Source organism: Leucobacter sp. HNU (genome assembly GCF_047946755.1).
Lineage (GTDB): Bacteria > Actinomycetota > Actinomycetes > Actinomycetales > Microbacteriaceae > Leucobacter.
Window position 1 is genome coordinate 1,747,419 of sequence record NZ_CP178837.1, and the last position, 24,503, is coordinate 1,771,921.

The 24,503-nt window shown below is 70.1% G+C and carries 13 protein-coding genes, 1 tRNA gene and 6 pseudogenes; 4 read left to right on the forward strand and 16 right to left on the reverse strand.

All coding sequences use genetic code 11. From position 1 onward, the window contains the following. Window positions 1-118 precede the first annotated feature (118 nt). A pseudogene (locus tag AB3K78_RS08635) lies at window positions 119-1,965 on the reverse strand (phosphoenolpyruvate carboxykinase (GTP)). Between the two features lie 115 nt (window positions 1,966-2,080). On the opposite strand from AB3K78_RS08635, the pseudogene AB3K78_RS08640 reads away from it, so the two are divergent. After that, window positions 2,081-3,549 (forward strand): annotated as a pseudogene (locus AB3K78_RS08640) (helix-turn-helix domain-containing protein). Window positions 3,550-3,561: 12 nt separating this feature from the next. Here AB3K78_RS08640 and AB3K78_RS08645 read toward each other — a convergent pair. From AB3K78_RS08645 to AB3K78_RS08675, 7 genes and pseudogenes are all read right to left on the reverse strand, one after another. After that, complete coding sequence (locus AB3K78_RS08645) at window positions 3,562-4,524, reverse strand: methyltransferase family protein (protein ID WP_416442405.1); 963 nt, start codon at window positions 4,522-4,524, stop codon at window positions 3,562-3,564. A 93-nt stretch (window positions 4,525-4,617) separates the two neighbouring features. Next, on the reverse strand, window positions 4,618-5,958 hold the full coding sequence (locus AB3K78_RS08650; protein WP_416442407.1) for an NAD(P)/FAD-dependent oxidoreductase: 1,341 nt from the start codon (window positions 5,956-5,958) through the stop codon (window positions 4,618-4,620). 187 nt (window positions 5,959-6,145) lie between these two features. After that, a complete protein-coding gene (locus tag AB3K78_RS08655; RefSeq protein ID WP_416442409.1) occupies window positions 6,146-6,640 on the reverse strand; it encodes a DUF501 domain-containing protein in 495 nt (164 codons plus the stop codon). Beyond that, window positions 6,637-7,188, reverse strand: coding sequence for an FtsB family cell division protein (locus tag AB3K78_RS08660; protein ID WP_416442411.1), 552 nt, complete (start codon window positions 7,186-7,188; stop codon window positions 6,637-6,639). The genes AB3K78_RS08655 and AB3K78_RS08660 overlap by 4 nt, the downstream gene beginning before the upstream one ends. Before the next feature lie 21 nt (window positions 7,189-7,209). Beyond that, window positions 7,210-8,499, reverse strand: a complete 1,290-nt coding sequence (gene eno, locus AB3K78_RS08665; protein ID WP_416442413.1) for a phosphopyruvate hydratase — start codon at window positions 8,497-8,499, stop codon at window positions 7,210-7,212. A gap of 104 nt (window positions 8,500-8,603) precedes the next feature. Beyond that, window positions 8,604-9,901 (reverse strand): annotated as a pseudogene (gene hisS / locus AB3K78_RS08670) (histidine--tRNA ligase). A 314-nt stretch (window positions 9,902-10,215) separates the two neighbouring features. Next, a complete protein-coding gene (locus tag AB3K78_RS08675) occupies window positions 10,216-10,815 on the reverse strand; it encodes a MazG nucleotide pyrophosphohydrolase domain-containing protein (protein ID WP_416442415.1) in 600 nt (199 codons plus the stop codon). 411 nt (window positions 10,816-11,226) lie between these two features. Here AB3K78_RS08675 and AB3K78_RS08680 point away from each other — a divergent pair, with 411 nt between their 5' ends. Then, window positions 11,227-11,727, forward strand: a complete 501-nt coding sequence (locus tag AB3K78_RS08680; protein WP_416442417.1) for a hypothetical protein — start codon at window positions 11,227-11,229, stop codon at window positions 11,725-11,727. 164 nt (window positions 11,728-11,891) lie between these two features. Here AB3K78_RS08680 and mfd read toward each other — a convergent pair. The 3 genes and pseudogenes from mfd to AB3K78_RS08695 form a co-directional block, all read right to left on the reverse strand. Continuing rightward, window positions 11,892-15,565, reverse strand: a pseudogene (gene mfd / locus AB3K78_RS08685) (transcription-repair coupling factor). Next, window positions 15,562-16,152, reverse strand: coding sequence for an aminoacyl-tRNA hydrolase (gene pth, locus AB3K78_RS08690; protein WP_416442419.1), 591 nt, complete (start codon window positions 16,150-16,152; stop codon window positions 15,562-15,564). The pseudogene mfd and the gene pth overlap by 4 nt, the downstream one beginning before the upstream one ends. A 131-nt stretch (window positions 16,153-16,283) precedes the next feature. Beyond that, window positions 16,284-16,867: pseudogene (locus tag AB3K78_RS08695) on the reverse strand (50S ribosomal protein L25/general stress protein Ctc). Window positions 16,868-17,197: 330 nt separating this feature from the next. Between AB3K78_RS08695 and gndA the strand changes: the two are divergent. Continuing rightward, the gene (gndA, locus tag AB3K78_RS08700; protein WP_416442421.1) at window positions 17,198-18,649 is read left to right on the forward strand and encodes an NADP-dependent phosphogluconate dehydrogenase; all 1,452 of its coding nucleotides are present in this window, start codon (window positions 17,198-17,200) and stop codon (window positions 18,647-18,649) included. A 57-nt stretch (window positions 18,650-18,706) separates the two neighbouring features. Here the strand turns inward: gndA and AB3K78_RS08705 are convergent, their stop codons facing one another. The 4 genes from AB3K78_RS08705 to AB3K78_RS08720 form a co-directional block, all read right to left on the reverse strand. Further along, a complete protein-coding gene (locus AB3K78_RS08705; RefSeq protein ID WP_416442423.1) occupies window positions 18,707-19,039 on the reverse strand; it encodes a hypothetical protein in 333 nt (110 codons plus the stop codon). A gap of 192 nt (window positions 19,040-19,231) precedes the next feature. Beyond that, window positions 19,232-20,209 carry a ribose-phosphate diphosphokinase gene (locus AB3K78_RS08710; RefSeq protein WP_099722475.1) on the reverse strand — a complete coding sequence of 326 codons (978 nt, stop codon included), beginning with the start codon at window positions 20,207-20,209 and terminating at the stop codon, window positions 19,232-19,234. Then, window positions 20,206-21,636, reverse strand: coding sequence for a bifunctional UDP-N-acetylglucosamine diphosphorylase/glucosamine-1-phosphate N-acetyltransferase GlmU (gene glmU / locus AB3K78_RS08715; RefSeq protein ID WP_416442425.1), 1,431 nt, complete (start codon window positions 21,634-21,636; stop codon window positions 20,206-20,208). The genes AB3K78_RS08710 and glmU overlap by 4 nt, the downstream gene beginning before the upstream one ends. A gap of 30 nt (window positions 21,637-21,666) precedes the next feature. Beyond that, window positions 21,667-21,738 (reverse strand) — tRNA-Gln (locus AB3K78_RS08720). A gap of 91 nt (window positions 21,739-21,829) precedes the next feature. Here AB3K78_RS08720 and AB3K78_RS08725 point away from each other — a divergent pair. Then, a complete protein-coding gene (locus tag AB3K78_RS08725) occupies window positions 21,830-22,375 on the forward strand; it encodes a MarR family winged helix-turn-helix transcriptional regulator (RefSeq protein WP_416442427.1) in 546 nt (181 codons plus the stop codon). A gap of 426 nt (window positions 22,376-22,801) precedes the next feature. On the opposite strand, the pseudogene AB3K78_RS08730 reads toward AB3K78_RS08725, so the two are convergent. Continuing rightward, window positions 22,802-24,484: pseudogene (locus AB3K78_RS08730) on the reverse strand (amidase); the annotation flags it as partial. Window positions 24,485-24,503 lie beyond the last annotated feature (19 nt).

The window sequence follows — 24,503 nt, forward strand, 5'->3', positions numbered from 1 at the left end:
GAAAGAGTGAGCCCCGAGCTGGGCAGAACTCGGGGCTCACGGTAGGTCGTGGGGTTCGAGCTGGGCAGAACCCGAACCCCACAGCTTCAGCGGGCGGCGATGCCGCCCGAAGACGGTGTCAGGAGGAGAGGCGCGCTCGCAGCGTCTCGAGCTCCTGGTGCAGGCGGGCCGGCACGCGGTCGCCGAACTGTGCGAAGAACTCCTCGGTCAGCTCGGCCTCGGCCAGCCAGGAGGCCGGATCGATCGCGAACAGCTCGTCGAGATCGGCGGCGGGGAGGTCCAGTCCGTCGAGCTTCAGCTCGCCCTCGGCGGGCACGGTGCCGACCGCGGTCTCGCGACCCTCGACGTCACCCGAGATCCGACGGATGACCCAGTCGATCACGCGCGAGTTGTCGCCGAATCCGGGCCACAGGAAGCGGCCGTCGGCGCCCTTGCGGAACCAGTTCACCTGGAAGATCTTCGGAGCCTTGTCGCCGAGCCGCTCGCCCATCTCGAGCCAGTGACCCCAGTAGTCGGCCATGTTGTAGCCGCAGAACGGCAGCATCGCGAAGGGGTCGCGGCGGAGCTCGCCGACCGAACCCTCCTGCGCCGCGGTCTTCTCGGACCCCATGGTCGCGCCGACGAACACGCCGTGCTCCCAGCTGAGCGACTGCGCCACGAGGGGCACGTTGGTCGCGCGGCGTCCGCCGAAGAGGATCACGTCGAGCGGGACGCCGTCCTGCTCGTACCAGTCGTCGGCGAGGGTCGGGGTCTGCTGGATCGGCACGGTGAAGCGCGAGTTCGGGTGCGCCGCGGGACGACCGGACTCGGGGTCCAGTCGTTCCCCTGCCAGTCGATGAGGTGCTCGGGGACCTCGTCGGTCATGCCCTCCCACCAGACGTCGCCCTGATCGGTGAGCGCGACGTTCGTGAAGATGGTGTTGCCCCAGAGGGTCTCCATCGCGACCGGGTTGGTCGAGACGCCGGTACCGGGTGCGACGCCGAAGAACCCGGCCTCGGGGTTGATCGCGTACAGGCGGCCGTCCTTGCCGGGGCGGAGCCAGGCGATGTCGTCGCCGATGGTCTCGACCTTCCAGCCAGGGATCGTCGGCTGGAGCATCGCGAGGTTGGTCTTGCCGCAGGCCGAGGGGAACGCGGCCGACAGGTGGTAGTCCTTGCCGGTCTCCGTGTCGGTCAGCTTGAGCAGCAGCATGTGCTCGGCGAGCCAGCCTTCGTTGCGGCCCATCACCGAGGCGATACGCAGCGCGAAGCACTTCTTCGAGAGCAGGGCGTTCCCGCCGTAGCCGGAGCCGAACGACCAGACCTCGAGGGTGTCGGGGAAGTGCGTGATGTACTTCGTGTCGTTGCAGGGCCACTCCACGTCGGCCTGCCCCGGCTCGAGCGGTGCCCCGACCGAGTGCACGGTGCGGACCCACTCGCTGCCCGCGGTGATGCCGTCGAGCGCTTCCTGGCCCATGCGGGTCATGATGCGCATGTTGAGGACCGCGTAGGGCGAGTCGGTGAGCTGGATCCCGAGCTGCGAGATCGCTCCGCCAACGGGACCCATCGAGAAGGGCACGACGTACATGGTGCGTCCGCGCATCGAGCCCGCGAAGAACGGCTGCAGCTCGGCCTTCATCTCGGCCGGCGCGCGCCAGTTGTTCGTGGGGCCCGCATCGGCCTCGTTCTCCGAGCAGATGAAGGTGCGGTCCTCGACGCGAGCCACGTCCCCCGGGTGCGAGCGAGCGAGGAAGCTGCCGGGGCGAAGGTCCTTGTTCAGCGGGAGCAGGGTGCCCGCCTCGACCATCTCGGAGGTGAGCTGCGCCCACTCCTCCTGGGATCCATCGCACCAGACGACGGCCTCGGGACGGGTGAGTTCGGCGACCTCGGTCACCCAGGTGAGCACCTCGGCCACATCGGTGGTCGCGTTGCTGCGGACCAGCTCGGCGATCGTGGCTTCCGGCGCGAGAGTCGTGGCGCTGCCCATGACGTCGTACTCCTCGGGTAAGAAACGGTGGTAGATCCATTCTCGGACGCTCTTCAGACACCGAACCGTCACTTTCCCCTGTAAAGAACCGCACTTCTTGCCGTATAGTCAAGGAATGGCCCCTCACTCGGATTCCCTCGGCGACGACAGCGCGAGCCAGCGCCTGCTGCTCGGAAAACGCATCAGGCACTTCCGCACCTCGGCGGGACTCACCCTCGACCAGCTCGGCGAACGCGTCGGCGTCGTGGCGAGCCAGCTCTCGCACATCGAGAACGGCCGGCGGGAACCGAGGCTCTCCCTGCTGCAGAGCATCGCCCAGGCGCTCGATGTCGACACCGCCGAGCTCCTCAAGGCCGAAGCGCCGGATCGCCGCAGCGCGCTCGAGATCGAGCTCGACCGAGCGCAGTCCCTCCCCCTCTACGCTCAGCTGCAGCTCCCCCGGGTCCGCATGCCGAAGTCGCTCAGCGACGACGCCCTCGAGTCGCTCGTGGGCCTGCACCGCGAGCTGCTGCGCCGGTCGCGCGCCGCCGCCGCAACCCCCGAGGAGGCGCGCCGGGCCAATACCCGGATCCGCATGCAGATGCGCGAGCGCGACAACTACCTGCCGGAGCTGGAGCGCGCGGCGGACGAGCTGATGAGTCGCCTCGGCCCCCGCTACGGCGCGCTGCGCCACCGCGAGGTGGCCGTGCTCGCCGAGTCCCTCGGCTTCACCCTGATCTTCGCCGACGACCTCCCGCCGAACACCCGCAGCATCACCGACCTCGAGGGCGGACGCATCTACCTGCCCCCGCCTCGATCCCCGGCGGCCACGGGCTGCGCTCGCTCGCGCTCCAGGCGATGGGCCACCGGGTGCTCGGGCACCGCCCGCCGGCCAGCTACGCCGAGTTCCTCGAACAGCGGCTGCAGATCAACTACTTCGCCGCGGCCTGCCTGATCCCCGAGGCCCGCGCGGCCGAGTTCCTCCAGCAGGCCAAGCGCGAGCGGAACCTCGCGATCGAGGACCTGCGCGATGCGTTCGGGGTGACGCACGAGGCCGCCGCGCACCGCTTCACCAACCTCGCGACCGAGCACCTCGGCCTGCGCGTCCACTTCTACCGCGCCGACGGCGCGGGCACGCTGCAGCGCGGCTACGAGAACGACGGCCTGCCCTTCCCCGCCGACGAGTCCGGCTCGGTCGAGGGCCAGCCGCTCTGCCGCAAGTGGGCGGGGCGCACGGCGTTCAACCGGACCAACCGCACGAGCGAGTTCTACCAGTACACCGACACCCCGGCGGGCACGTTCTGGGCGAGCGCGCAGACCGGCGATGCCGAGCAAGGTCCCTTCTCCATCACCTTCGGGGTCCCGTTCGACGATGCCAAGTGGTTCCGGGGCCGCGAGACGACCACGCGCACCTCTTCCACCTGCCCCGACCCCTCCTGCTGCCGCACCGCCGAGCGCGGACTGCTCGAGCGCTGGGAGGGCAAGGCCTGGCCGAGCGCGCGCATGCACGCGCATGTGCTCGCTCCTCTGCCCACCGGGTCGTTCCCCGGCGTCGACGACACCGAGATGTACGAGTTCCTGTCGCGTCACTCCGACGAGAGCTGAGCGCGGCCCCGCTCACCCGACGGGGCGCAGCCGCGGCACCCAGCACCGCACCCGCGCGCGGTACGCCTCGAACTCGGCGCCGAAGCGACGCGCGAGGTCGTCCTCCTCGAACGGGCGAACGAGCTCGTTCCAGTAGAGGATGCCGCAGAGCGCGTAGACGGCGATGAGCCAGGAGCCGCCGCAGAGCCCGACCCCGAACGCCTGCACGATCCCGGCCAGCGCCATCGGGTTCCGCACGAGGCGGTAGGGGCCGGCGAGCACGAGCCGGTTCGCGGCGGCCGAGGGCAGCGGCGTCCCGTCGCCGCGCAGCGCCATCGCGAACGCCGCCCAGACGCCGAGGGCGCTCGCCAGCAGCAGGATCGCGGCCCCGAGCACGCGCACGGCGACGGGGAACTCCGTCCGCAGCCCCCAGCGCCACTCCAGCAGCGCGAGCCCGAGCGGGATCACCCCGAGGAACAGGATCCAGAACACGGACATCTGCAGCAGGGTGCGCACGAGCTGCCGAAGCGGCGCAGTCCCGCGCCGCGCGGTGCCGAAGCCGAGCGGACCCACGAGCGCGGCGTCTGCGGGAATCCTGCCGAAGCGCAGCAGCAGCCAGGCGAGGACGCTCCCGATCGCGGCCGCGACCATGAGCAGCGCGCCCCACCCTGCGGCTCCCGTCGCCGTCGCGACGACGACCATCGCCGCCGAGACGAGCAGCGTCCACGGAACCGCGATCCAGGCCGCCCAGCGGACCCCGAGCGCGACGAGCGCGGAGGCGACCACGAACAGCGGCACGTCGGCCGCGGCCATGAGCACCGGATCGATGCCGCCCAGCGTCGCCAGACGCACCGCGGGCGCAGTGAACACCGCGATCCACCAGGCTGCGCCGGCAACCGCCTGCAGTCCGAAGTACGCGCGCCCGACCGCTCGAGAGACGGCGCTCTCGCGTACCCATCGTCCGGAGCCCAGCACTGCTCCGGCCGTCTGGTTCATGAGTTCAGTCTAGGGAGCCCGAGCGGGATCCCCGGACACGGCAGCGCCCCGCCGAGCACACGGCTCGGCGGGGCGCTGCGGTGAAGCGGAAGGCTACTCGGCCGCGGGCTTCGGACGGCTCGCGAACTCCTGGAAGATCGCCTTCGGCTCCTGGACGGCCTCGATGTTCACGATGTCGCGACCCAGGAAGAAGTGCCCGACCCAGCCGCCGAACACGCGCCACTTGCGCTCCCACGTGGGGATCGCGAGGCCGTGGTAGAAGCGGTGGGCGAGCCACGCGAAGTAGCCCTTCATCGCGAACTTGCCCGACTGGAACACGCCCGTGTTCAGGCCGAGGCCCGCGACTGCGCCGGCGTTCTTGTGGTTGTACTCGCGCACGCCCTCGCCGCGCAGGTCGGCGACGATGTTCTTGGCGAGCAGCTTGCCCTGGCGCACGGCGTGCTGCGCGTTGGGAACGCAGAAGCCACCGGGGCCGGGGGTCGGCGAGATGTCGGGGACCTGCGAGGTGTCGCCGGCGGTCCATGCGCCGTCGAGCTCCGCGCCGTCCTCCGAGGTGATGCGCAGGTTGGGGCTCGCGATCACGTGGCCACGGGGGCCGATCGGCAGGTCGGTGCCGCGCAGGAACGGTCGGGGCATGACGCCCGCGGTCCAGACGATGAGGTCGGACTCGTAGTTCTCGCCGGTGGAGAGCTCGATCTTGCCGTCGACGGCCGAGCTGAGCTGCGTGTCGAGGTGGATCTCGACGCCGCGGCGGGTCTGGTCCTTGACGACCCAGTTCGCGGTCTCCTGCGACACCTCGGGCATGATGCGGCCCATGGCCTCGATGAGGTGGAACTTCGTCTCGTCGAAGGTGATCTCGGGGTAGCGGCGCAGCAGCGAGGTGGCGAAGGAACGCAGCTCGGAGATCGACTCGATGCCGGCGAAGCCGCCGCCCACGACGGTGACGGTGAGGAGCTTCGCGCGCTCGGGGCTGCCGGCGGGCAGCGACGCGGCGCGCTCGAAGTTGCCGACCATGCGGTCGCGCACGGCCACGGCCTCTTCGATGGTCTTCATGCCGATCGCGTTGTCGGCGATGCCCGCGATCGGGAAGGTGCGCGAGACCGAGCCCGTGGTGACGACGATGTGGTCGTACGCGAACTCGAAGGGCTCGCCCTCGGTCGGCGTGACGGTCGCGGTCTTCGTGGCGTGCGAGATGCCCGTGACCTTGCCCGCGATGTTCGCGGTGCGGTTGAGGTGGCGACGGCGCGCGACGACCGCGTGACGGGGCTCGATGGAGCCCGAAGCCACCTCGGGAAGGAACGGCAGGTAGGCCATGTAGGGCAGCGGGTCAACGATGGTGACCTCGGCCTCACCGGCACGGAGCATCTTCTCGAGCTTCCATGCCGTGTAGAACCCGGCGTAGCCGCCGCCGACGATCAGAATCTTCTTCGCCACGAAGCAGTCTCCTTGGGACGCATAGCTGATGAGCACCCGCGTCGAAACGGGCACAGAAAAACCGGGCGACGTTCGCCCGATACTGTCAGTCTACTCCCGGGAAACGGGTGGGTGGTGCGCTTTCTGCTGTTTTCGTGCGCGGAACGCACAGAAGCGGGTGCGAATCGGCGTTCGCACCGCAGAAGGTTCAGCCGTTCTGCCAGTGAGCGAGTCCCGCGCGTTCCAGAGCGAGGTCGCCGATGGGGTTCACGCCCTTGCCCGCGGCCAGCGCGTGGCCGACGAGCGCGTGCAGGCACTTGACCCGGGTCGGCATGCCGCCCGCGCTGACGCCGGCGAGCTCGGGCACCTCGCCCAGCTGATCGCGATCCTCGATGTAGGCGCGGTGCGCCTCGCCGTAGGCCTCGAGCACCGCCTCGTCCTCGGCGAGGAGCTCGTTGTATTCGACCATGACGCCTGCCGCCTCGAGGCGCGACGCCGCCGCGACCGCCTCGGGGTGGCACAGGTAGTAGAAGGTGGGGAACGGCGAGCCGTCGGGCAGCCGGGGCGAGGTCGCCACGACTGCGGGACTGCCGTCGGCCGCACGCGCGGCGATGCCGACGACGCCGCGGGCCTCGCGACCCAGCTGCTCGCTCACCGCCGCGATATCGGCCTCGGTCGGTGCGGGGTACGGGGGCCTGCTCACGGTGCCTGCTTCTCCTGGGTCTTGGGGGTATCGGTGGTCTTGGCGGTCGGGTACGGAGCGGTCTGCTTCGACCCGGTGCCCGACTTCTGCTGCTCCCGCGCTTCGGGGCTCAGCTGCTCGGGGGTGGCGGCGGTGGTTCCGGCCCCGAGGGTCGACGACACCAGCGACTTCGCCCAGTTCCGGTCGATCCGGGTGAGCTTCGAGCTGGTGCCGTCGGTGCGCTCCGGCGGCAGCACGACATCGCTGATCACGCTCAGCTGGGTCTCCCCCGGCATCACGTAGAACAGGCGTCCGCGCGCCTGGGAGCGCACGTAGACCGGATCCTTCCATTTCGCCCGCTCTGCGTCGATCTCGTTCACCGCTTCGCGGTGCTGCTTCACGCTCTCCCGGAGTTCCGAGATCTGGCGTTGCTGCTGCACGAAGGTCGACAGAATGGGGCTGATCGCGAACGCGCCGATGACGACGAGCGCGATGTTGATCACGGTGAAGGCGCTGAAGCGGAGGCTCGAGGACCAGTCCCCGGCCCCCTGGGCCTCGCGCTTCGCCATGGAAGGATCCGGTCCGGGTGCTTAGTTCGCGTCCGCGGTGAAGCGGGGGAACGCGGCGCGGCCGGCGTAGCGCGCAGCGCCGCCGAGCTCCTCCTCGATGCGGAGCAGCTGGTTGTACTTCGCGACGCGGTCGGAACGCGCCGGAGCGCCGGTCTTGATCTGTCCGCAGTCGGTCGCGACGGCGAGATCGGCGATGGTCACGTCCTCGGTCTCGCCCGATCGGTGCGACATCACCGCGGTGTAGCCGGAGCGCTGCGCGAGCTGCACGGCGTCGAGGGTCTCGGTGAGCGTGCCGATCTGGTTGACCTTGACGAGGATCGAGTTGGCGGTGCCCTTCTCGATGCCCTCGGCGAGACGTGCCGGGTTGGTGACGAAGAGGTCGTCGCCGACGAGCTGCACGCGCGCGCCGATCTCGTCGGTGAGGTGCTTCCAGCCGTCCCAGTCGCTCTCATCGAGGGGATCCTCGATCGAGACGAGCGGGTAGCGATCGAGCAGATCGGCGTAGTAGGCGCTCATCTCGGCCGCGGTGCGATCCCGGCCCTCGAACTTGTAGACGCCGTTCTCGTAGAACTCGGACGAGGCGACGTCGAGCGCGACGGCCACATCGCGACCCGGGACGTAGCCGGCGCGCTCGATGGCTTCGACGATCAGGTCGAGCGCCTCGGCGTTGGTGGGGAGGTCGGGAGCGAAGCCGCCCTCGTCGCCCAGCCCCGTCGAGAGGCCCTTCTCGTTGAGCAGCGCCTTGAGTGCGTGGTAGACCTCGACGCCCCAGCGGAGGCCCTCGGAGAAGGTCTCGGCGCCGAGCGGCACCGCCATGAACTCCTGGATGTCGACGCCGGTGTCGGCGTGCGCGCCGCCGTTGATGATGTTCATGAGCGGCACGGGGAGCGTGCTCGCGTTGGGGCCGCCCAGGTAGCGGTAGAGCGGCAGGCCGGCCGACTCGGCGGCGGCGTGCGCGACGGCGAGGCTGACGCCGAGGATCGCGTTCGCCCCGAGCTCGCGCTTGTTGTCGGTGCCGTCGGCTTCGATGAGCGCCATGTCGATGAGGCGCTGGTCGTCGGCGGCGAAGTCGTCGATGGCCGGGCCGAGGCGGTCGAACACCGCGTCGACGGCCTTCAGCACGCCCTTGCCCTGGTAGCGATCGGCGTCGCCGTCGCGCAGTTCGTAGGCCTCGAAGGCCCCGGTCGATGCGCCCGACGGGACGGCGGCGCGCCCCACGGAGCTGTCGGTCAGGCCGACCTCGACCTCGACGGTCGGGTTGCCTCGCGAGTCGAGAATCTCGCGTGCGATCACCGCATCGATAAATGCCACCATGCACTCCTTGCATTCGCCGTGGGGGTTGGACGGTACCGGGTGCCGGCACCGGGTTCGAGTCTACCGGCGCACCCCGCGGGGGCGCGCCGGGGATGCTGTGGCTACGCGGAGAGTTCGCGCAGTTCGAGCGCGTCGACGTCGCGCTCCCCCGCCCGGACGTTCGCGAAGCGGGTGAAGCCCTGCTCGGCCACTCGCGCCAGCAGCGTCTTCATGTTCTTCTGCCGGCGCTCGAGCCGCACGCGGTGCCCGCGCGCGACGAGCGCGGCCTTGAGCGCGGTGAGGTCGGCCGGAGCCGCGTCGGCGTCGTGCACGAGCGCCACGGCCTCCGGCCCCGTCGCTTCCGGCAGTTCGATGAGGTCGACGATGCGCTCGAAGCCGATCGACGAGCCGACGGCGGGGACGTCCTGGCCGAGGAAGCGTCCGATCATGCCGTCGTAGCGACCGCCGCCGCCGACCGAGCTGCCGGAGCCCGGGTGCGCCACCTCGAAGATGGTCCCCGTGTAGTAGCCCATGCCGCGCACGAGCGTCGGGTCGAACCGCAGTTCGACGCCCTCGGGCAGCACGCCCTCGAGCGCGGCGCCGATCTCGGCGAGGTTCGCGACGCCCTCGGCAGCGGCCCCTCGGGCAGGACCGCGGAGATCGCCTCCGCGGTGAGCGGGATCCCGTCGCCCACGAGGCTCGGTTCGACCGCGGCCAGCACGGCGCCGAGCCGCTCGGCAGCCTCCGGATCGACCTCGCGGAGCTCGCCGACGACGCCCTCGGCGCCGATCTTGTCGAGCTTGTCGACGATGATCAGGGCGCGGTCGTGGACCTCGGGGGCGAATCCGCAGTGATCGAGCAGGCCGAAGAGGATCCTGCGATCGTTCACGCGGAAGACGCAGCCGGTGAGGCCGAGCTCGGCGAACACGCGCGATGTCGCCGAGAGCAGCTCGACCTCGGCGAGCAGACCGGCCTCGCCGATGACGTCGATGTCGACCTGCACGAACTGCCGGTAGCGTCCCTTCTGCGGGCGCTCGGCACGCCAGACGGGACCCATCTGGATCGAGCGGAACACGGGAGGCAGCTCCGCGCGGTGGCTCGCGTAGAAGCGCGACAGCGGCACCGTCAGATCGAAGCGGAGGCCGAGATCGGCCAGCTGCTCGGGGTCGCCGGCCTCGGCCGCGGCGGCGAGCGCATCGGCGCCGAGGCCGCGCTTGAGGATCGAGAAGCTGAGCTTCTCGTTGTCGCCGCCCAGGCCGGCGTGCAGGCGCGAGTGGTCCTCGACGACGGGCGTCTCGATCTCGTCGAAGCCGTGATCGCGGTAGACGCGCTTGATCACGTTGAAGGCGTGCTCGCGCTTCGCCTTGTCTGCCGGGAGGAAGTCGCGCATGCCGCGGGGCGGGTTCACCTGTGAGGCCATACGCACCATTCTTCCATCTCGCCGCGGGCTTCCGTGCGCGGCGTGTTGCGGGCGGTCGCGGTGCTGCGCGCCCTCTGGGCCGTGCCCGAGGAAGCCGGCGCCGGACGCGCCGAGGCCGGGTAGGCACCCGAGTCCGAGCCCTGAACCCTGAACCTCGGACCTCGAACCCCGGGGTTTCGGGCATCCGGGCCGCATTCGCGCACAGCGCCCATCGACCGGGCCCAAATTGTCCTTTCGCCGCGGGGAAAGGACAATTTGGGTCCGGTCGGCGCGTCATGGAGCTCAGCGGGGCGGGGAGGGGACGCGTCCGCGCGTCACTCCTCCGGCAGGGTCCGAGTGGCGAGTCGGTCGACCGCGCGGCGCAGCGCACGATCCGGATCCACGCCGAGCGCGTTCGCCCGCACCACCAGGTCGACCAGGGCGTCGCCGAGTTCCGTCTCGACTTCGGCATCGCTCGCGTCCTCATCCGCACGCACCCGCGCATTCGGGTACGCCGCCGCAGGATCGAGCACCCCGGCTCGCTTCAACCGCTCCACGACCTTCGCCGCCCGCGCCAGCGCCGGCATCCCCGCGGGAATCCCTTCGAGTGCCCCGCGCGATCCGCGTCGCTCCCCCGCGGCGTCCTCCTTGAGCCGCTCCCACTCGGCGTGGAGCTCCTCCACGCTCAGATACCCGCGATCGCCGAAGACATGCGGGTGCCGGGCGATGAGCTTCTCGTTCAGCCCGCTCGCGATCGCGTCCAGGTCGTATCCCTCGCCGTCGCGCTCCGCGAGCGCCGCGTGGAACAGCACTTGATACAGCACGTCGCCGAGTTCTCCACGGACTTCCTCGGCCGGCAGCTCCCGCTCGATCGCGTCGACGACCTCGGCGCTCTCCTCGATGAGGAACGGGACGAGCGATGCGTGCGTCTGCACTCCGTGCCAGGCACACCCCCGTCGGCGACGAGCCGACGGACCGTCGCCCGCACCGCGGAGACCGGGTCCGGGTCCGACATCGAAGCCCGCGCTCCCGGCGCCTCGGCCGCATCCGCATCGAAGGTCTCGGATCCGCTCTCGCTCATGCTCGAACCCTATCGCGACGCACCGCTCCCGCCGCGGAAGCCCGGATTCTTCGCACTGACCAGGAAAAGCCGGAACCAATTGAAGGTTCAATTGACCCTTTATGTGAAAACAAATATTTCATTGCGGTCACAATTCCCTGATCTGAGCAGCGATATCCCACATCCAGGGATTTCACATCATTTAGGCTCGCAGAGGCCGGAAACGGCCCGGGCCGAGGCGATCTCGCGCTCGTCCCCCACAGACAGCCCAGACAGGAGCCCCCTGATGAAGAAGGCCATCCTTCCCCGTATCGGCGGCATCGCGGCAGCGATCGCCCTCACCGTGAGCATGGCGGCGTGCGCCGGCGGCCAGAGCGTCGCCGACGCCTGCAAGATCGCCAACGACGAGATGACCAAGGCGACCTCCAGCATCAACAGCGACGTCAATGCCGCGATGCAGAAGGCGACCCAGGGCGAGAAGGTCGACTTCGCCGAGATCTTCAAGCCGGTCACCGAGGGCCTCGACAAGGCGACCTCCAAGGTCACCAACGAGAAGGTCAAGAAGCCGCTCGACGCGTTCGCGACCGAGTACAAGAACTTCACCAAGTCGTTCGAGGGCTTCGAGATGCCCGACATGAAGAACATCGATGCCAGCGACCCCGCAGCGATGGAGAAGCTCCAGCAGGCCTCGGAGAAGGCTCAGGAGATCTCGAAGAACGCCCAGGCCGCTTCGACCAAGCTGGTCGACCAGGGCAAGAAGATCCAGGAAGTCTGCAACGCCGGCTGATCGGATCGCCGCACGGGGGCTCCGCCTCCCGAACGGGCGCCGCACGGGAATCCTCCCGGCGGCGCCCGTTCTGCGTCTGCGACGCGGGATCGGCCCAGCGGGCCGGACTCGCACGCTCGCTCAGCCGGCGGAACCCGCGAAATCACGGGGACGCGTGGTCCCGCTCACCCGCCGGCCGGCGGATCCGCTTCGAGCAGCGTCGCCAGGACACGGCCGGTCCAGGCCACGATGTCGCCTTCGTCACCCATGCGCTTCTGGCCCACGCCCGCGAGCGGACTCCGCGAGGACGCGGTGCCGCCGGGCAGCGGGACCTGCAGCGTCTTGGCGGACTCCGTGTAGCGGGATCCCGGATACATGCGGTTCATGCGCATGCGGCGCGAGTCCAGCAGCTCGACCGGCTCGATCCGCAGGTTCGGGCCGGCCGCGACGACCTTCGCGAGACCGAGCTTCGCGGCCCGGCGACGCAGCGCCGACACGGAGGCGAGGCGCTGCACCTCCTCGGGCGGAGCGCCGTAGCGGTCGGTCAGCTCCTCGAGCACGAGCGCCACGTGGTCCTCCGGCGCCTGCGGGTGCGCGGCCGCCGCGAACTTCTGATAGGCCTCGAGGCGCAAGCGCTCGCTCTCCACGTACTCCTCGGGGATGTGCGCGTCGACCGGGAGCTCGAGCACCAGTTCGCTCGGCCCCGTCGATTCCTCGCCCTTGAACGTGTTCACGGCCTCGCCGATCATACGCAGGTAGAGATCGAAGCCGACCCCCGCGATGTGCCCCGACTGCTCCCCGCCGAGCAGGTTGCCCGCTCCGCGCAGCTCGAGATCCTTCAGCGCGACCTGCATGCCCGACCCGAGCTCGTTGTTCGTCGCGAGCGTGTCGAGCCGCTCGTGCGCGTGCTCGGTGAGCGGCTTGTCGGGGTCGTAGAGGAAGTAGGCGTACGCGCGTTCGCGACTGCGTCCGACGCGACCGCGCAACTGGTGCAGCTGGCTCAGACCGTACTTGTCGGCCGCGTCGATGATGATCGTGTTCGCATTGGCGATGTCGAGACCGGTCTCGATGATGGTCGTGGAGACGAGCACGTCGAACTTGCGCTCCCAGAAGTCCTGCACGACCTGCTCGAGCTGATGCTCGCTCAGCTTGCCGTGCGCGACCGCGACCCGCGCCTCGGGCACGAGCTCCGAGATCTGCGCCGCCACGCGAGTGATCGACTGCACACGGTTGTGCACGAAGAACACCTGCCCCTCGCGCAGCAGCTCGCGCCGGATCGCCGCGGTGATCTGCTTGTCGCTGCGGGGGCCGACGAAGGTGAGGATCGGATGCCGGTCCTCGGGCGCGGTGGCGAGCGTCGACATCTCGCGGATGCCGGTGACGGCCATCTCGAGCGTTCTCGGGATCGGCGTCGCGCTCATCGCGAGGATGTCGACATTGGTCTTGAGCTTCTTCAGCGCATCCTTGTGCTCCACGCCGAAGCGCTGCTCCTCGTCGATGATGACGAGTCCGAGGTCCTTGTAGACGACGTTCTCGGCGAGCAGCCGGTGCGTGCCGATCACGACGTCGACCGTGCCCGCGGCGAGCCCCTCGATCGTGTCCTTCGACTCCTTCTCGCTCTGGAACCGGCTGAGCGGCCGGATCCGCACCGGGAAGCCGGCGAATCGGTTCTGGAAGGTCTCGAGGTGCTGGCTCACGAGCAGCGTCGTCGGCACGAGCATGGCGACCTGCTTGCCGTCCTGCACGGCCTTGAACGCGGCGCGCACCGCGACCTCGGTCTTGCCGAAGCCCACGTCGCCCGCCACCAGCCGGTCCATGGGGATCTCGCGCTCCATGTCGCGCTTGACCTCGTCGATCGTGGTGAGCTGATCGAGGGTCTCCGCGTAGGGGAACGCCTCCTCGAGCTCGTGCTGCCACGGGGTGTCCGGCGAGAAGGCGTGCCCTTCGACGCCACGCGCGCCGAGTAGAGCTTCACGAGCTCCACCGCGATGTCGCGCACCGCCTTGCGGGCCTTCTTCTTCGCATTAGCCCAGTCACTGCCGCCCATCTTGGAGAGCGGGGGCGCCTCGCCGCCGACGTAGCGCGACAGCTGGTCGAGCTGGTCGGTGGGCACGTAGAGCTTGTCCTTCGGCATGCCGCGCTTGGTCGAGGCGTACTCGAGCACGAGGTACTCGCGCAACGCCTTGACCGCATCGCGGCCGATCCCCGTCGGCACCATGCGCTGGGTCAGCTCGACGAAGCGTCCGATGCCGTGGGTCTCGTGCACCACGTAGTCGCCGGCCACCAGCTTGAGCGGGTCGACGACGTTCTTCCCGCGCCGCTTCGCGAGCTTCTGGCCGCTCGCCGCCTGGCTCGACACGGCCCGACCGAAGAACTCGGCCTCGGTCGCGAGCAGCAGCTTCGCCTCGGAGCTCTCGAATCCGGACCAGGCCGTGCCCGGCACGAGGTGGATCACTCCGGGCTCGGGATGCTCGGGCAGCTCGTCGAGCATGCGGGCGGCGGCTCCAGCTTCCGAGAGCATGTCGCGCGCACGCTCGACCAGGCCGACGCCCTGCGCGGTCACGACGACGGTCCAGCCGTCGCGCAGCCGCTCCGCGAAGAGTCGGATCGCCGACCCCGTGGGATCCGCAGCACCGGCGGAACGCGGGAACGGGCCGCCCCGCACCGCGATGACGGACGGATCGACGCCGCCGGAGCGCCCGTCATCGGCGGAGTCACCCTCCGACGCTCCGGCACCCGGATCCTCGGGGCCCTGGACGAAGCTCGAGACCGACCACCAGGGACGGCGCCCGGCCGCGGCCCGCAGCTCGCCGACGGTGAGCATGCCGCTGTCCTCGACCGGGACCGGGGCGTCGGCGCCCGCGGTCGCCGCCGACCACGCCGCCTCGAGGAACTCGCGGTTGGTGTCGGCGAGGCTCACCGCGCGACCGGCGACCCGCTCGGGCGAGGCGACCAGCACGGCTCCGCCCTCGGGCAGGAGCGCGGTCAGCGGACGCAGCCCGTCGACCAGCTGCGGCAGCAGGCTCTCCATGCCCTCGACCGCGATCCCCTGGCTCATCTTCTCGAGCAGCGAACCGAGCGCGGGGAACTTCGGGAGCAGCTCGGCGGCGCGCTCGCGCACGTCGTCCGTGAGCAGCAGCTCGCGCGCATGCCAGAGCTCGACCTCGGGCAGCGGATCGCCCGCACTGCGCTGGTCGGACACGGCGAAGCGGCGGATCTGGTCCACCTCGTCGCCGAAGAAGTCGACGCGCACGGCCTGCTCGGCCGTGGGCGGGAAGACGTCGAGGATCCCGCCGCGGACCGCGAACTCCCCGCGACGGGTCACCATGTCGACCCGGGTGTACGCGCGGGCGACGAGCTCGCGGGCGATGGCCTCGAGTCCGCGCGTCCCGGCGATCTCGGGCTCCGCTCCGGCGCGCAGCAGAACGGGTTCGGCGAAGGCCGCGTGCGGCGACACCGGCTGCAGCGCGGCGCGGATCGAGGCGACCAGGATCAGCGGGCGGGAATCGTCGTGCTCGCGCAGCAGGCGCAGCGCGAGCGCACGACGCCCGACCGTCTCGACACTCGGGCTCAGCCGTTCGTGGGGCAGGGTCTCCCAGGCCGGGAACTCGGCGGTGACCGCTTCGGGAATGATCGACTGCACTGCACTGCGCAGCGCGTCGGCCTCGCGACTCGTCGCTGCGATGACGAGCAGCGCGCCGCGATCTCCGGCAGCCCGGCGCCGACGCAGCAGTCCGGCGATGAGCGGAGCGCGGAGCCCCTCGACCACCGAGAATTCGGCGTCGCCTCCCGCCGCGTCGAGCGCCGCGGCGAAGGACGGTGCCTGCTCGAGCAGCCGATCGATCCCGTGCAGGGTCACTTCGCGTCCCTCCCGTGGAAGCGCTGCTGCGCCGCGAGCAGCCCCTCATCGGCGAGCTGCTCGACCGCGTCGGCCGCGTCCTCCAGCAGGACGGCGAGCGCGTCGCGCTCGGTGGAGGCGAACGGCTTGAGCACGTAGTCGGCGGGGTCCTGACGTCCCGGAGGGCGTCCGATGCCGATGCGCACGCGCAGGAACTCCGGTGTGCCGAGCGCCTTCGCGATGTCGCGCAGGCCGTTGTGCCCGCCGTGACCGCCGCCCTGCTTGAGCTTGATGGTGTCGAACGGGATGTCGAGCTCGTCGTGCAGGACGACCAGGTGGCCGGGGTCGATGCCGAAGTAGGAGACGAGCGACGAGACGGGTCCGCCCGACGTGTTCATGAAGCTGTTCGGCTTCGCGAGGATCAGCTTCGGGCCACCGGGCCGCAGCCAGCCTTCGGCGACGCGCGCGTTGCTCCGATGGGTCCCGAAGCTCGCGCCGATGCGAGCGGCGAGCACGTCGAGCGCCATCTGCCCCACGTTATGCCGGGTCGCCTCGTACTTCGCTCCGGGGTTGCCGAGGCCGACGACCAGCCAGTTGTCCTGCGCCACCGTTGCTGCTCCTTAGGTGTTCTGCTGTGCTTCCCGCACTCCGCGCATCGCGGAGAACGGCGCGAGCCCGCCGGAGCCGCCGCGCGTGCGCGGACGGCCCGAGCGGGCTCGCATGCTCGAAGGGGCCGAGATTACTCGGCGGCCGCCTCGGTCTCCTCGGCGTCGTCGCCCTTGGGGCCGCGCGGCGCGACGATGTGCACGACGAGCTGCTCGGGAGCGTCCAGCAGGCTGACGCCCTGGGGGAGCTCGACGGCGCCGGCGAGGATCTGGGTGCCGGCCTCGAGACCCTCGACCGAGACCTCGACGTTCTCGGGGATGGAGGTCGCAGGAACGCTCAGGCGGAGCGTGTTGAGCTCCTGGAGCGCGTTGGTGCCAGAGAAGGGCTCGCCGGTGACGTGGACGGGAACCTCGACCTCAACGGTCTCGCCCTTCTTCACGACGACCAGGTCGACGTGCTCGATGATCTGGCGCACCGGATCCTTCTGCACGTCCTTGACCAGCACGAGGGTCTTCTTGCCGCCGACCTCGAGGTTGATCAGCGCGTTCGCGTGACGCACGATCAGGCTGAGGGGGTGGGTCTCGACCGACACGTGCACGGGATCGGTGCCGTGGCCGTAGACGACCGCGGGGTCTGGCCCGCGGCGCGCAGCTTGCGTGCGACGCCCTTGCCGAAGGTGTCACGGGGGGTGCCGACGAGCGCGTTGGCTTCAGTCATGGTGAATCTCCTTTGCGGGCTCTCGCCCTTCGAGGCGGCAACGGCCGCCGGAATGGTCATGTCTCGCCGAATGGCGCGTCAGAAAGGCCCGCAAGGCAGTCCGTCCCGCGTCGATCACGGATGCTCGCGCATCCCTCGCCGAAGTACAGCACCACAGTTTACACGGAATTCGCACGCGGCGCGGGGCATCGCGCGGGGCGCCTTGTAGTCTGGAGTCCGCCCACGGACCATCGGCGCAGCCGGTTCCGCGCTCCCGAGCGCGGACCGTTCGGGCGGCAGAGCGACGAACGCGGCGCGTCGGGAACGCGCGGCGGAATGGAGATCCAGAAGATGACCAGCACCCCATCGGCAAACGTCGGAGTGGTGGGCCTCGCGGTCATGGGAGCCAACCTCGCGCGCAACCTCGCCAGCCGCGAGGGCAACCGTGTCGCGATCTACAACCGCTCCCCCGAACGCACCCGCACCCTCGTCTCCGCGCACCCGGAGGCCGGGTTCGTCGCGACCGAGAGCGTCGCGGACTTCGCGGCAGCGCTGAGCCGCCCCCGCACCGCCATCATCATGGTGCAGGCGGGCAAGGCCACCGACGCGGTCATCTCGGAGCTCGCCGACGCCTTCGAGCCGGGCGACATCATCATCGACGGCGGTAACGCGCAGTACACCGACACGATCCGCCGCGAGCTCGAGCTCCGCCAGCGCGGCCTGCACTTCGTCGGCGCGGGCATCTCGGGCGGCGAGGAGGGCGCCCTCAACGGCCCGAGCATCATGCCGGGCGGATCCGCGGAGTCCTACGAGACCGTCGGTCCGATCTTCCGTTCCATCGCGGCGCGCGCCGAGGAGGACGGCGAGCCCTGCGTCACGCACGTCGGCACCGATGGCGCCGGCCACTTCGTGAAGATGGTGCACAACGGCATCGAGTACGCCGACATGCAGCTCATCGCAGAGGCCTTCGACCTGCTGCGTCGCGGCGCCGGCTTCGAACCCGCCGAGATCGCCGAGATCTTCGCCGAGTGGAACACGGGCGAGCTCGAGAGCTACCTCATCGAGATCACCGCGGAGGTGCTGCGTCAGGTCGACGCCCGCACCGGGCGCCCCTTCGTCGACGTCGTGCTCGACCAGGCCGGGCAGAAGGGCACCGGCACCTGGACCGTGCAGGCCGCGCTCTCGCTCGGCACTCCGATCAGCGGGATCGCCGAGGCGGTCTTCGCCCGCGGCCTGTCGTCGCACCCCGAGCAGCGGCTCGCAGGCGCGCACCTCGAGGGCCCCAGCTCTCCCATCGCGCTCGAGGATCGCGATGCCTTCGTCGAGGATGTGCGCCAGGCGCTCTACGCCTCGAAGATCGTCGCCTACTCGCAGGGCTTCGACGTGATCCGCACCGCCGCCAGCCAGTACGGCTGGCACATCGACAGCGGTGCGGTCGCCAAGATCTGGCGCGCCGGCTGCATCATCCGCGCCCGGTTCCTCGGCCGCATCGCGGAGGCCTACCAGGCCGACCCCGCGCTCGTCTCGCTCGTCACGGCTCCCTTCTTCGCGGAGGCTGCCGGGCGCGCCCAGCAGGCCTGGCGCCGCGTCGTGTCGACGGCAGCGCTCGCAGGTGTGCCGGCACCGGGCTTCTCGTCGTCGCTCGCCTACTACGACGCCCTCCGCGCTCCGCGCCTCCCCGCGTCGCTGATCCAAGCGCAGCGCGATTTCTTCGGCGCGCACACCTACCGCCGCATCGACGGCCCCGGTGTGTTCCACACTGAGTGGTCGGGCGACCGCAGCGAGACGCAGACCGGCGACTGAGCCGCGGCGGATCCGGCGGGGCGCGGAAGTTCGCTCCGCCGGATCGACCGGCCCCCGTCAGTCCTTCGGGAAGATCCGCTTCGCGATGGTCTGAACATCGCGGTCGATATCGTCGACGCGCGTTTCGACCCTGCCCACGCGCTGGTCGAGGTGCTCCAGCCGACGGTCGACCTGATCGAATCGACGGTCGACCTGATCGAACTGCAGGCCGACCTGCTCGAACTGCCGATCGACGTTCGAGAAGCGCTCGGCCATCAGTTCACGCACGGATTCCATCTGCACCGTGACGGTCTTCGACATCGCGCGCATCGTCTGCGCGCTGAAGCCGACGATCGCCGTCAGCGCCGTCAGCAGTCCGACAGCGAGAGTCCAGAGCTGGGGTTCGGTCATGCGTTCCTCCTGGGTTCGATGGGTACGCGGCCAGCATGTCAGGTGTGTGCTCTGAGCTGTCAAGTCGCTACAAGCGCAGACGCGCGGACACGCCGCCTCGGCCTCGAACGCCCGATCAGGTCAGGACTGCCTCCACTGCACGCAGAACGGGCCGGGATCCATGGGATCCCGGCCCGTTCTGAAGCGAGCAGCCTAGGCGGCGCCCTCGAACATGCTCGTCACCGAACCGTCCTCGAACACCTCGTGGATCGCCTGGGCGAGCAGCGGGGCGATCGAGACGACCGTGAGCTTCTCGAACCGCTTCTCTTCGGGGATGGGAAGGGTGTCGGTCACGACGACCTGGTCGATGAAGTCCTGCGAGAGGTACTCGGCCGCCTTGCCCGAGAAGATGGGGTGCGTGCAGGCGATGGTGACGCCGCGGGCACCGTTCTTCTTCAGCGCCTCGGCCGCCTTGGCGATGGTGCCACCCGTGTCGATCATGTCGTCGACGACGACGCACCAGCGGTCCTTCACGTCGCCGACGATCTCGTGCACCGAAACCTGGTTCGGCACGAGCGGGTCGCGGCGCTTGTGGATGATCGCGAGCGGCGCGTCGAGCTTGTCGCTCCACACGTCGGCGACGCGCACCCGGCCCATGTCGGGCGAGACGACGGTGAGGTCGTCGCGGTTGATGGTCTTGCGGAAGTGCTCGAGCAGCACCGGCATCGCGAACAGGTGATCGACGGGGCCGTCGAAGAAGCCCTGGATCTGCGGCGCGTGCAGGTCGATGGTCATGATGCGGTTGGCACCGGCCGCCTTGAACAGGTCGGCGACGAGGCGAGCCGAGATCGGCTCGCGGCCGCGGCCCTTCTTGTCCTGGCGCGAGTAGGGGTAGAACGGGGCGACGACGGTGATCCGCTTCGCCGAGGCGCGCTTGAGCGCATCGACCATGATGAGCTGCTCCATGAGCCACTCGTTGATCGGGTTGGTGTGCGACTGGATGACGAACGCGTCGCAGCCGCGGACGCTCTCATCGAATCGCGCGTAGAGCTCGCCGTTGGCGAAGGTGCGCGCGTCGGTCGGGACGAGACTCGCCCCGAGTTCCGCGGCGACCGCTTCGGCGAGTTCCGGGTGCGCCCGCCCGGAGACGAGGACGAGCTTCTTCTGCCCCGCCATCTCGATCGCGCTCATGCCTGCTGTTCCCCGTTCTTTTCAGCCGCTGCCGCGGTGTTGGTGCCTGGGCGATGCTCCGCCACCCAGCCTTCGATGTTGCGTTGCGGCGCCACCGTCATGGCGAGCGAGCCCGAGGGCACGTTCTTGCGGATCAATGCGCCGGCCGCCGTGTAGACGCCGTCCTCAATCGTAACCGGAGCGATGAGCACGTTCTTCGAGCCGATGCGCACCGCATCGCCGACGACGGTCTGGTGCTTGTTCACCCCGTCGTAGTTCGCCACGATGGTGCCGGCGCCCACGTTGGTCTCGCGACCGATGGTGGCGTCGCCGACGTAGCTCAGGTGCGGCACCTTGCTCGCCTCGCCGATCTTGGCGTTCTTCGTCTCGACGAACGCTCCGATCTTCCCCTTGGCTCCGAGTTCGGTGCCGGGGCGGACGAAGGAATAGGGTCCGACCTCCACGTCGGCACCGAAGACGGCCAGCGTGGCCTCGCTCCGGCGGATCCGGGCGCCCTCGCCCACCTCGCAGTCGACCAGGGTCGTGTCGGGGCCGATGATCGCGCCCGTCGCGATCGAGGTGGCGCCGTGCAGGAACGTGCCGGGCAGGATCTCGACGTCGGGCTCGATCGAGACGTTCGCGTCGATCCAGGTGGTCGCGGGATCCTGGATCGTGACACCGGCGCGCTGGTGAGCCCGCACGATGCGGCGGTTCATCTCGACCCCGGCGTCGGAGAGCTGCGCGCGGTCGTTGACTCCGGCGATGAGCCAGGGATCGTCGGTCGCGACCGCCTCGACCGCGCCGCCCTCGGAGAGGATCGCCGCAGCGGCGTCGGTCAGGTACTTCTCTCCCTGCGCGTTGTTCGTGTCGATGCCGGCGAGTGCGCGCTCCAGCGCGCGACGCGCGAAGACGTAGATGCCGCCGTTGATCTCGGTGATGCGCCGCTGCGCCTCGTCGGCGTCCTTCTCCTCGACGATGCCGGTCACGAGGCCGTCGGCACCGCGCAGGATCCGCCCGAGCCCGGTCGGATTCTCGTAGATGGCCGACAGCAGGGTCATCGAGCGGCCGCCGCTGACGTGGCCGTCGACCAGCCGCTGCAGCGTGGGGACGTCGATCAGCGGGACGTCGCCCGAGAGCACCACGATCGAGCCGTCGAAGTCGGCGGGCAGCGCCTCGACCGCCTGCTCGACCGCTCGGCCCGTGCCCGGGACCTCGTCCTGATCGACGATGCGCGTGTGCGGCGCGTGATCCAGGATCGCCGCGGCGACGCGCTCCCGCTCGTGCCGCACCACCGCGACCACCGTCTGCGGGTCGAGCCCGGCGGCGGTGTCGAGCACGTGGGCGATGAGCGAGCGTCCGCCGATCGGGTGCAGCACCTTCGGCGTCGCGGACTTCATGCGAGTGCCCTGCCCCGCTGCGAGGATGACGACTGCGAGTTGGTTAGTCATGAGATGGGTGGCCTCCTGATCGAATCACCGCTCCGCCCCAAGGATTCGAACCTTGACCTCACAGCTCCAAAGGCTGTCGTGCTGCCATTACACCAAGGCGGAACGTGCCTTGCGGCACCCCTCGATTCTGTCAGATGCGAAGACGCCCCGCGGACGGCCGGACGCGGAGGCTCCGCACCGGGATAATGGATCCATGAAACAACAGGACGAGGTCGACCGCATTCTCGGCGAGTGGCAGTCGGCGCGCCCCGATCTGGATCTCGCCCCGCTGGCCGTGTTCTCGCGGATGACGCGGATCACCAAGCACCTGGATCGCGCTCGCGCGCACGCCTTCGAACGGTCCGGGCTCGCGTCCTGGGAGTTCGACGTGCTCGCCGTGCTGCGGCGCAGCGGTGCCCCCTACCGCCAGAGCCCCAAGCTGCTCGTGCAGCACACGATGGTGTCGAGCGGCACGATGACCAATCGCATCGACCGGCTCGAGGAACGCGGGCTCGTGCGTCGCCTCACCGATCCGAACGACGGCCGCGGCGTGCTGGTCGAGATGACCGCTCAGGGGCAGACCCTGGTCGATGCCGCGATGACGCGGCTCAGCGATGCCGAGGAGCAGCTGCTCGGCGGCGTGCCGCGCGCGGAGCGGGATCGGCTCGCGACGCTGCTGCGCCGACTCGCGCTCAGCGTCGACCGCTTCGGACCGATCGCGGCGGGCGGCGCCGAGGCGCCGGAGTCTCCCGCCGGTTGAGCGCACCCGCGAGATTCGTCAGGCATTCTCCGGGCATGGACGCGGAGATCCGCAGCGGCGTGAACCCGGCGCCGGTCCGGCACCGGGTTCACGCGGACCGGCTCACACCTCCGCGTAGGCCGCCGCGTCCGCACCCGAGCCGTGCGCGATCACGACGACGAGGGCGCGCGAGGCCCGCGGGTTGCCGCCGATCTCGGGCACGGGCACGACGGCCGGCAGCACCGCGGTCGCGGCCCAGCGCTCCCCCGACACCTCGACGGCGACGGGCTGTCCGTTGACGGTCGCCTCGATCGAGCGGGCATCCCGCACCTCGCCCGAGACGAGCAGCAGCTGCGCACCCTCGTGATAGAGCTCGGGGTCGAGCGCCAGCTCGACGGTCACCTCGGGCGCCGGAGCGCCCGCGTCGATGCCGTCGCGAGCGGCGATGCGGTCGCCGGGCAGCTCGGGCGCGAAGGCGGGCACGGGCCGCATGGACCCCGCCGCTTCGAAGGCGGCCGCATAGCCGAGCAGCGCGGGATCGCTGTAGGCGGGACCGGCGAACGTGAGGCCGACGGGCATGCCGATGTCGCTCATCTGCCCCATGGACACCGTGACCGAAGGGATCCCGAGGTGGCGCAGCGCGTAGTTGCCGTTGGAGAAGAACACGCCGTTCGCCCAGGCGCGGTCGGCCGCCTCCTGGTCGATGTCGGCGTTCCAGGCCGCGACGTCGGCGTTCGCCGGGAAGATCACGGCGTCGAAGCCGCGCTCGGTCAGCCAGTTCTCGAACAGCTCCTCACGCAGCTGCACCAGGGCGCGCAGGCCGTCGGCGAAGTCGGCGCGCTCGCGCGGATCCGAGATGCCGTCCTTTGCGAGCCCGACGGTCACGCGATAGCGGTTCTCGTAGTCCTCGACCTCCTCGTACCGGTCGGGCATCGCTCCGGCCGGCTGCGGGAAGATCCGGTCGGGATCGACCGTCGCGAGCGACGGGATCGCGGGATCGCCATTGGCGCGCAGGAAGTCGTCCCACCCGAACGCGAGGAAGTGGTTGAACTCGGTATCCATCCAGCCCTCGGGCAGCACGCCCAGCTCGCCGACGTTCTCCTGCCCGGGGCGATCGCCCTCGTAGCGCTCAATGAGCGGGAAGTCGGTGGCCTCGACGGTCGCGCCGAGCTCCTCGAGACGGCGGCGCGCGACCGCGAAGCGCTCGAGGATCGAGGGTCGCACCTCGATCGGGAAGTTCGGATCCTCGCCCAGATACATGCGGGGCACCGCGAAGCGCTTGCCGCGCAGCGCGTCGGCGTCCTGCACCGAGCGGTACGACGCGGGCCGGTGCTCGCTGGGCTTCGGCAGCTCGACCACCTGCTGGTTGCGCCAGAAGTCGCCGCGGGTGACGTCGTCGTCCTGCACGAGCACGTCGAGCAGGCGCAGCATGTCGGGCATGGAGCGGGTGTGCGGCACGACCACGTCGCGCGCCGGGAACAGCGGCCAGTTGCCGCGGATCGACAGCACGCCCCACGACGGGGTATAGGCGCACAGTCCGTTGTTGGAGGCAGGGCTGCGTCCGGAGGAGACGGTCTCCTCGCCCATGCCGAACACGGCCATGTTGGCCGCGGTCGAGACGCCCGATCCGTTGGAGGAGCCGGAGGCGTATGCGGCCGCGAGGAAGTCGGGGTTGTAGGGGCTCTCGGCGCGGCCGTAGACCCCGCGCTGCATCCCGCCATCGGCCATGGGCGGCATGTTCGTCTTGCCGATCAGCACCGCGCCCGCTTCGCGGAGCTTGGCGACCGAGAACGCGTCCCACTGGGCGACGAGATCCTTGAAGGCCGGCGACCCCGAGGCGACGGTGAGGCCCTTGACCATGTAGGAGTCCTTGACCGTGAACGGCACGCCTTCGAGCGGACGCGCCTCGCCGTCGCGGCGACGGCGGTCGGACTCCGCCGCCTGAGCGAACACCTCGGGGTTGAGCAGCGGGATCGCGTTCAGGCGCGCGCCGTCGCGGTCGAAGGCGCCGATGCGGGCCAGGTAGCGGGCGGTGAGCTCGACGCTCGTGATGCGCCCGGCGGCGAGCGCCTCGAGCACCTGCTCGATGCTGGCTTCGAGCAGGGCGAACGTGTCCGACTGTGCCGGCATGACTTCCTCGTTTCTGCGG

Bases quoted from the DNA above. Each gene is read 5' to 3' on its own strand.
- AB3K78_RS08710 (WP_099722475.1), bottom strand. From the start codon at position 20,209: ATGAGCGCGATCGAGATGGCGGGGCAGAAGAAGCTCGTCCTCGTCTCC.
- glmU (WP_416442425.1), bottom strand. From the start codon at position 21,636: ATGACTAACCAACTCGCAGTCGTCATCCTCGCAGCGGGGCAGGGCACT.
- AB3K78_RS08680 (WP_416442417.1), top strand. From the start codon at position 11,227: ATGAAGAAGGCCATCCTTCCCCGTATCGGCGGCATCGCGGCAGCGATC.
- AB3K78_RS08660 (WP_416442411.1), bottom strand. From the start codon at position 7,188: ATGGCGAAGCGCGAGGCCCAGGGGGCCGGGGACTGGTCCTCGAGCCTC.
- gndA (WP_416442421.1), top strand. From the start codon at position 17,198: ATGACCAGCACCCCATCGGCAAACGTCGGAGTGGTGGGCCTCGCGGTC.
- AB3K78_RS08725 (WP_416442427.1), top strand. From the start codon at position 21,830: ATGAAACAACAGGACGAGGTCGACCGCATTCTCGGCGAGTGGCAGTCG.
- AB3K78_RS08705 (WP_416442423.1), bottom strand. From the start codon at position 19,039: ATGACCGAACCCCAGCTCTGGACTCTCGCTGTCGGACTGCTGACGGCG.
- AB3K78_RS08645 (WP_416442405.1), bottom strand. From the start codon at position 4,524: ATGAACCAGACGGCCGGAGCAGTGCTGGGCTCCGGACGATGGGTACGC.